Annotated in this window: 6 protein-coding genes; 3 read left to right on the top strand and 3 right to left on the bottom strand. The window is 75.9% G+C overall.

Going from position 1 to position 6,448, the window contains the following annotated elements:
• Nucleotides 1–13: 13 nt before the first annotated feature.
• Entirely contained in the window at nucleotides 14–913 is a 900-nt protein-coding gene (locus ACWEQL_RS17705) for a Gfo/Idh/MocA family protein (protein WP_452151178.1), read from the top strand.
• 70 nt (nucleotides 914–983) lie between these two features.
• On the opposite strand, the gene ACWEQL_RS17710 is transcribed toward ACWEQL_RS17705, so the two are convergent.
• Nucleotides 984–2,078 carry a hypothetical protein gene (locus ACWEQL_RS17710; protein ID WP_452151179.1) on the bottom strand — a complete coding sequence of 365 codons (1,095 nt, stop codon included), beginning with the start codon at nucleotides 2,076–2,078 and terminating at the stop codon, nucleotides 984–986.
• A 261-nt stretch (nucleotides 2,079–2,339) separates the two neighbouring features.
• Here ACWEQL_RS17710 and ACWEQL_RS17715 point away from each other — a divergent pair, with 261 nt between their 5' ends.
• Together ACWEQL_RS17715 and ACWEQL_RS17720 are read left to right on the top strand one after the other, a co-directional pair.
• Nucleotides 2,340–3,410, top strand: a complete 1,071-nt coding sequence (locus ACWEQL_RS17715; protein ID WP_452151180.1) for a phosphotransferase family protein — start codon at nucleotides 2,340–2,342, stop codon at nucleotides 3,408–3,410.
• 6 nt (nucleotides 3,411–3,416) lie between these two features.
• On the top strand, nucleotides 3,417–4,631 hold the full coding sequence (locus tag ACWEQL_RS17720) for an acyl-CoA dehydrogenase family protein (RefSeq protein ID WP_452151181.1): 1,215 nt from the start codon (nucleotides 3,417–3,419) through the stop codon (nucleotides 4,629–4,631).
• A 95-nt stretch (nucleotides 4,632–4,726) separates the two neighbouring features.
• On the opposite strand, the gene ACWEQL_RS17725 is transcribed toward ACWEQL_RS17720, so the two are convergent.
• Together ACWEQL_RS17725 and ACWEQL_RS17730 are read right to left on the bottom strand one after the other, a co-directional pair.
• Nucleotides 4,727–5,707: an NADPH:quinone oxidoreductase family protein gene (locus tag ACWEQL_RS17725; RefSeq protein ID WP_452151182.1), complete on the bottom strand. Its 981-nt coding sequence runs from the start codon at nucleotides 5,705–5,707 to the stop codon at nucleotides 4,727–4,729.
• The coding region (locus ACWEQL_RS17730) for an SDR family oxidoreductase (protein ID WP_452151183.1) at nucleotides 5,704–6,448 on the bottom strand (745 nt) is incomplete at its 5' end. The genes ACWEQL_RS17730 and ACWEQL_RS17725, both read right to left, overlap by 4 nt.

Raw genomic sequence — 6,448 nt, forward strand, 5'->3', positions numbered from 1 at the left:
GAGCGGTACGGACGTGCGGATCGGACTGCTGGGCACCGGCCCCTGGGCGGAGCGGGTGCACGCACCCGTCCTCGCCGAACACCCGGGAATCGAGTTCGCGGGCGTCTGGGGCCGGCGGCCCGAGGCGGCCGCCGCGCTCGGCGGCGCCCACGGCGTGCCCGGGTACGAGGACCTCGACAAGCTGCTGGCCGAGGTCGACGCGGTCTCGATCGCGCTGCCCCCGACCGTCCAGGCCGGGCTCGCCGTCCGCGCCGCCGAGGCGGGCCGCCACCTGCTGCTGGACAAGCCGGTCGCGCTGACCGTCCCGGACGCCCGCCGGGTGGCCGAGGCGGTCGCCGCCCACCGGCTCGCCTCGGTGGTCTTCTTCACCGTCCGCTTCGGCGGCGAGCAACTGCCCTGGATCGAGCGGCAGGCCGCCACCGGCGGCTGGTTCACCGGCCGCTCCGACTGGCTCGGCTCGGTCTTCGCCCCCGACAGCGCCAGCCCGTACGCGGCCTCGCCCTGGCGGGTGGAGAAGGGCGCGCTCTGGGACGTCGGCCCGCACGCGCTGTCCGTGCTGCTCCCGGTGCTCGGCGACGCCACCCGGGTGACCGCCGTCGACGGGCCCGGCGACACCGTCCACCTGGTGCTCCGGCACGCAGGCGGCGCGTCCAGCACCCTCGCGCTCAGCCTCACCACCCCGGTCGAGGGCGGCGGCACCGGGATGGAGCTGCGCGGCGAGGCCGGGGTGGTCCGGCTGCCCGAGCGCGGTGAGGGGCCGGTCCGGGCGCTGCACCGGGCCGTGGACGCCCTGCTGGACTCCGCCCGCACCGGCCTGCCCCATCCCTGCGACGCCGCCTTCGGGCTGCGGGTGGTCGAGATCCTGGCCGCCGCCGAGCAGTCGCTGGCGACGGACCGGACCGTCGAGGTCTGATCCCGCCCCGACGGCCGAGCCGTGGTGACCGGGATCTGGTGACCGGGGCGCGGTCACCGGGCCCGGAGGCTCAGCCCTGGCGGCCGCCCGGGCGGCGGTCGGCCGGGCGGGCCGGCGGGATGGTCGCCGAGCGGAAGTCACGCGGGCCGGTCCACAGCGCCGGTACGGCGTCGCTGCGGCGCGCCAGCTCGTACGCCAGCGCCTCGTAGTTGACCCGCCAGCCGTGGAAGTGCGGCCAGGCCTCCGGCACCGACCGCTCGCGCTCGAAGCCGGCCGCGGTGATCATCGCCACGGCCGCGTCGAACTCGGTGTAGCTCAGCCGTATCGGGGTCTCCGGCGTCGGGTCCGGGTCGAAGTCGATCCGCAGCGAGCTGGCGATGTCGCGCAGCGCCGTGAACCCCGCCCGCAGCACCAGCCGGGCCTCCGGCGGCGCGGTGCGCGGGCAGATCGCCAGGTGCAGCGCGGCCGCGTCCATCACCGCGATCAGGCCGACCACCCAGCTGCGGTGCGGCTGCGGGGAGCGGAAGGAGAGCAGCACCGGGTAGTTGGAGTGGCTCTCGCCGATGTCGGCGGCCAGCCGCTCCCAGTCCCGGTAGAGCTGGGGCAGCGCGGTCTCGGTGTCCACCAGCGACTGCCGGGCCAGCAGCTCCGGGCCCCAGGCGGGCTCACCGGCCCGGGACTGCAGCAGCGTGACCTCCACCTCGCGGCGGTTGTAGGCGCCGTACAGGGTCGGCAGGTACGAGATCAGCAGCGCGATCACCAGTGGCCCGCTGGCGGCCGCCATGAAGTCGATCGCCGACAGGTGCAGCCGCTCGCCGCTGGCGAAGCCCAGGGTCAGCAGGCTGGAACCCGCCTCCCGGAACGACACCGACCAGGGCAGCTCCGACGTGCCGTGCAGCAGCAGCGTGTACGCGATCAGCATCGAGCCCAGCCACACCGCGAGCATGCCCAGCAGGACCAGCGGCGCCAGCCAGGTCTGCACCCGGTCCTGTGCGCGGTAGGTGCCGAACGGCGCCGCGACCAGCCGCAGCACCGTCCGCAGGGCCCGCCACAGCCGGTGCACCAGCGCCGAGTAGAGGCCGCGCGGCACGACCATGGTGCGCAGCACGCTGGCGATGGTGAGCAGCAGGATCAGCGTGCCGGCGAGCGTGTGGATCAATCTCATGGGCGTCATTGTCGCGGTCGTGAGGGGTGGTTCCGGACGGCCGGGACCGTTGACAGGGCGGGCGTCGCGATGAATGCTGAGCAAGCGCTTAGTCAGCAGAACCGGTAGACGCCTTCCTGGCCCGTTGGGAGCGACCAGATGCCCGATGCCCCCGCCCAGCCCTCGCCGTCCGGGCGGCCCGCCCGGCAGCCCGCGTCCGACAGGCCCGCGCCGTCCGGACGGCCCACGTCGGAAGGGCGACCCACGTCGCAAGGGCGGCCCGTGTCGGAAGGGCGCCCCGGCCCGCGGGGCCGCGCCGACGCGGACCCGCCCGGGCTGGACCTCGCCCGGCTGCGCGAGCACCTGGAGCGGCGGCTGCCCGGCGCCGTCCGCGGCCCGCTGGACGCCCGGCTGATCGAGGGCGGCCGCTCCAACCTCACCTACCGGCTCACCGACGGCACCTCCCGCTGGGTGCTGCGCCGCCCGCCGCTCGGCCACGTCCTCGCCACCGCCCACGACATGGGCCGCGAGTGCCGGGTGATGAGCGCCCTGCGCGACACCGAGGTGCCCGTCCCCGCCACCCTGCTGCTCGACCCCACGGACGAGGTCATCGGCGCGCCCTGGTACCTGATGGAGGAGGTGCCCGGCACCGCCCACCGCGACCCGGCCGCCCTCACCGCCCTCGGCGAGGCCCGGACCCGCGCCCTCGGGCTGCGGCTGGTGGACACCCTGGCCGCCCTGCACCGGATCGACCCGTCGGCCGTCGGCCTCGCCGACTTCGGCCGCCCCGAGGGCTACCTGGAGCGCCAGCTGCGCCGCTGGTCCACCCAGCTGGCCGCCTCCCGCAGCCGCGAACTGCCGGGCGTGGAGCGGCTGTTCACGCTGCTCGCCGAGCGGTTGCCGGTCTCCGGGCCGCCGGCCCTGGTGCACGGCGACTACCGGCTCGACAACGTCCTGGTCGACCGGGTGGACGGCGAGGACCGGCTCACCGCCGTCCTGGACTGGGAGATGTCCACGCTCGGCGACCCGCTCACCGACGTCGGCCTGCTGGTGATGTACACCGGACTCGCCGGTGTCGGCGGCGGGATCATCCCCTCCGCCGCCACCGCCCCCGGCTTCCCCGCCCCCGCCGAACTCGCCGCCCACTACGCGGCGGTGACCGGCCGGGACGCCGCCGCGCTGGACTGGTACGTGGCCTTCGCCTCGTTCAAGCTCGCCGTCGTCGCCGAGGGCATCCACTACCGCTACCGGCAGGGCGGCACGGTCGGCGCCGGCTTCGAGCACGCCGGCGCGATGGCCCCGTTGCTCGCCGACCACGGCCTCGCCACCCTCGCCGCCACCAAGGAGAGCTGAACCCCGATGGACTTCGCCCCCGACGCCCGCACCCTCGAACTGCGCGAGCGGCTCCTCGCGTTCATGACCGAGTACGTGTACCCGGCCGAGCCCGTCCTCGCCGCCCAGCTCGCCGACCCGGCCCGCCCGGCCTGGACGGTGCCGCCGGTGATCGCCGAACTCCAGGAGCGGGCAAGGAAACTGGGCCTGTGGAACCTCTTCCTGCCCGGCGCGGAGGGCGCCGGCCTGACCAACCTCCAGTACGCGCCGCTCGCCGAGATCACCGGGCACAGCCCCCAACTCGCCCCGCCCGCCCTCAACTGCGCCGCGCCCGACACCGGCAACATGGAGCTGCTGGCCCAGTTCGGCACCGCGGAGCAGCGCGAACGCTGGCTGAAGCCCCTGCTGGCCGGCGAGATCCGCTCCGCCTTCGCGATGACCGAGCCCGATGTGGCCTCCTCCGACGCCACCAACATCGCCACCCGGATCGAGCGCGACGGCGACGAGTACGTGGTCAACGGCCGCAAGTGGTACATCACCGGTGCGATGAACCCGCAGTGCCGGATCCTCATCGTGATGGGCAAGACCGACCCGGGGGCCGCGACGCACCGGCAGCAGAGCATGATCCTGGTGCCGCGCGACACCCCCGGCGTCACCGTGCGACGCGGGATGACGGTCTTCGGCTACGAGGACTCCGACCACGGCGGCCACGCCGAGGTGCTGTTCGAGGACGCCCGCGTCCCGGTGGAGAACCTGGTCGGTGAGGAGGGCGCCGGCTTCGCCATCGCCCAGGCCCGGCTCGGCCCCGGCCGCATCCACCACTGCATGCGCGCCATCGGCATGGCCGAGCGGGCGGTCGAGCTGATGTGCCGCCGCGCCCTGGACCGGGTCGCCTTCGGCCGCCCGCTCGCCGACCAGGGCGTCGTCCAGGACTGGATCGCCGAATCCCGGGTCCGCATCGAGCAGTTGCGCCTGCTGGTGCTCAAGACCGCCTGGCTGATGGACACCGTCGGCAACCGCGGCGCGCACACCGAGATCCAGGCCATCAAGATCGCCACCCCGCGCACGGTCGAGTGGATCCTCGACAAGGCCGTCCAGGCGCACGGCGCCGCCGGCGTCAGCCAGGACACCCCGCTCGCCCAACTCTGGGCCGGGAACCGGACGCTGCGCCTGGCCGACGGGCCGGACGAGGTGCACAAGCGCTCCCTGGCGCGGCGGGAGCTGCGGAAGTACGCGGGGTAGGCGGCGGCGCGACGCCCGGGGTCCGGGTCCGGGCAGCGAGCGGCCCACCGGCGGGGAGAGCCCCGGCCGGTGGGCCGCGCGGGTGGTGGGGGCGCCTACCGTCCGAGGACCACCAGCCGGCCCGTGGAACGCCCGTCGGCCACCCGCTGGACCGCCCCGGCGGCGTCCGCGAGCGGCAGACGGGCGCTCACCAGCGGGCGGACGACACCGCGGTCGGCGAGTGCGGTGAGTTCCTCGTGGGCGGCGCGGACGGTGTGCGGGGCACGGGTGTTGTACAGCCCCCAGTGCAGGCCGAGGATGCCGTAGTTCTTCACCAGCGCGTGGTTGAGGGCCGGGGCGGGGATCTGCCCGGCGGCGAAGCCGACGACCACGATGCGGCCCTCGAAGGCGACGCACCGGGTGGAGCCGGTGTACGCGTCGCCGCCGACCGGGTCGAAGACCACGTCCGCGCCGTGCCCGCCGGTGGCGTCCTTGACCGCCTGGACGAAGTCCTCGGCGGTCCGGTCGACCACCAGGTCGGCGCCGAGCTTCTCGGCCGCCGCGGCCTTCTCCGCCCCGCCGACGACGGCGATCACCCGGGCGCCGGCCGCCTTGCCGAGCTGGACGGCGGCGCTGCCGACCCCGCCGGCCGCCGCGTGCACCAGCAGGGTCTCGCCGGGGCGCAGCGCGGCCCGCCGGTGCAGGGCGAACCAGGCGGTCTGGTAGCCGATGTGGAGGGCGGCCGCCTCGGCGTCGTCGAGCGCGTCGGGTGCCCGGTGGGTGGCGGCGGACTCCAGCAGCGCGTACTCGGCGAAGGCGCCGGAGGGCAGCACCGGGTTGCCGATGACGCGCTCGCCGGCCGTCCAGTCGTCGGCGGACTCCAGGACCTCCCCGCAGAGTTCGACGCCCGGGGTGAACGGCAGCGGTGGGCGCACCTGGTACCGGCCGCGCACCATCAGCGCGTCGGGGAAGTTCACCGCCGCCGCCCGTACCCGGACCAGCAGCTGCCCGGGCCCCGGCACCGGCCGGGGCACGTCCTCGGTCAGGCGCATCACCGCGGCCGGCTCGCCGAGCTCTCGTACCTGCCAGGCCCTCACAGGATCCCGCTCCTCTCCAGCCCCTGCTGGAGCCGGTTCATGCCGGTGAGCCACCGGTCGGGGTCGGTCGCGCGGCCGGCGTAGTGGCCGGCCACCTCGTGGTGCGGGAGCAGCAGGAACCGCTCCGCGCGGATGCCGTCCAGGGCGGCCGCGGCGACGTCCTCGGGTTCCAGCGCGGCCGGGGCGAGCAGGGCCTCGCCGACCGGGCCGGTGCCGTCGAGCATCGCGGTGCGCACGCCCTGCGGGCAGAGCGCGTGCACCCGCAGACCGCGGTGGCGGTAGGTGGCGGAGAGCCATTCGGCGAAGGCGAGCGCGCCGTGCTTGGAGACCGAGTACGGGGCGGAGCCGAGCATGGTGAGCAGTCCGGCGGCCGAGACGGTGGCGACGAACCGGCCGGACCCGCGCTCCAGCCAGCGGGGGAGCAGCAGGTCGGCGGCGCGGACGTGGGCGAGGACGTTGACCTCCCAGGCGCTCGCCCAGGCCTCGGCGGGGGCGTCGGCGCCGCCCACCGGCGCGACCCCCGCGTTGGCGCACCAGACGTCGATCTCGCCGAGTTCGGCGCGCGCCCGGTCGACCAGGCCGGCGAGGCCGGCCGCGCCCGCCGCGTCACCGGGGGCGGCGACGGCGCCGATGGCGGCGGCCACCGCCCGGGCGGCCGTCGGGTCGTGGTCGTTGACCACCACCCGGGCGCCGGCGGCGGCGAAGGCGTGGGCGAGGGCGGCGCCGATGCCGCGGCCGGCG

The organism is Kitasatospora sp. NPDC004240 (assembly GCF_053603215.1).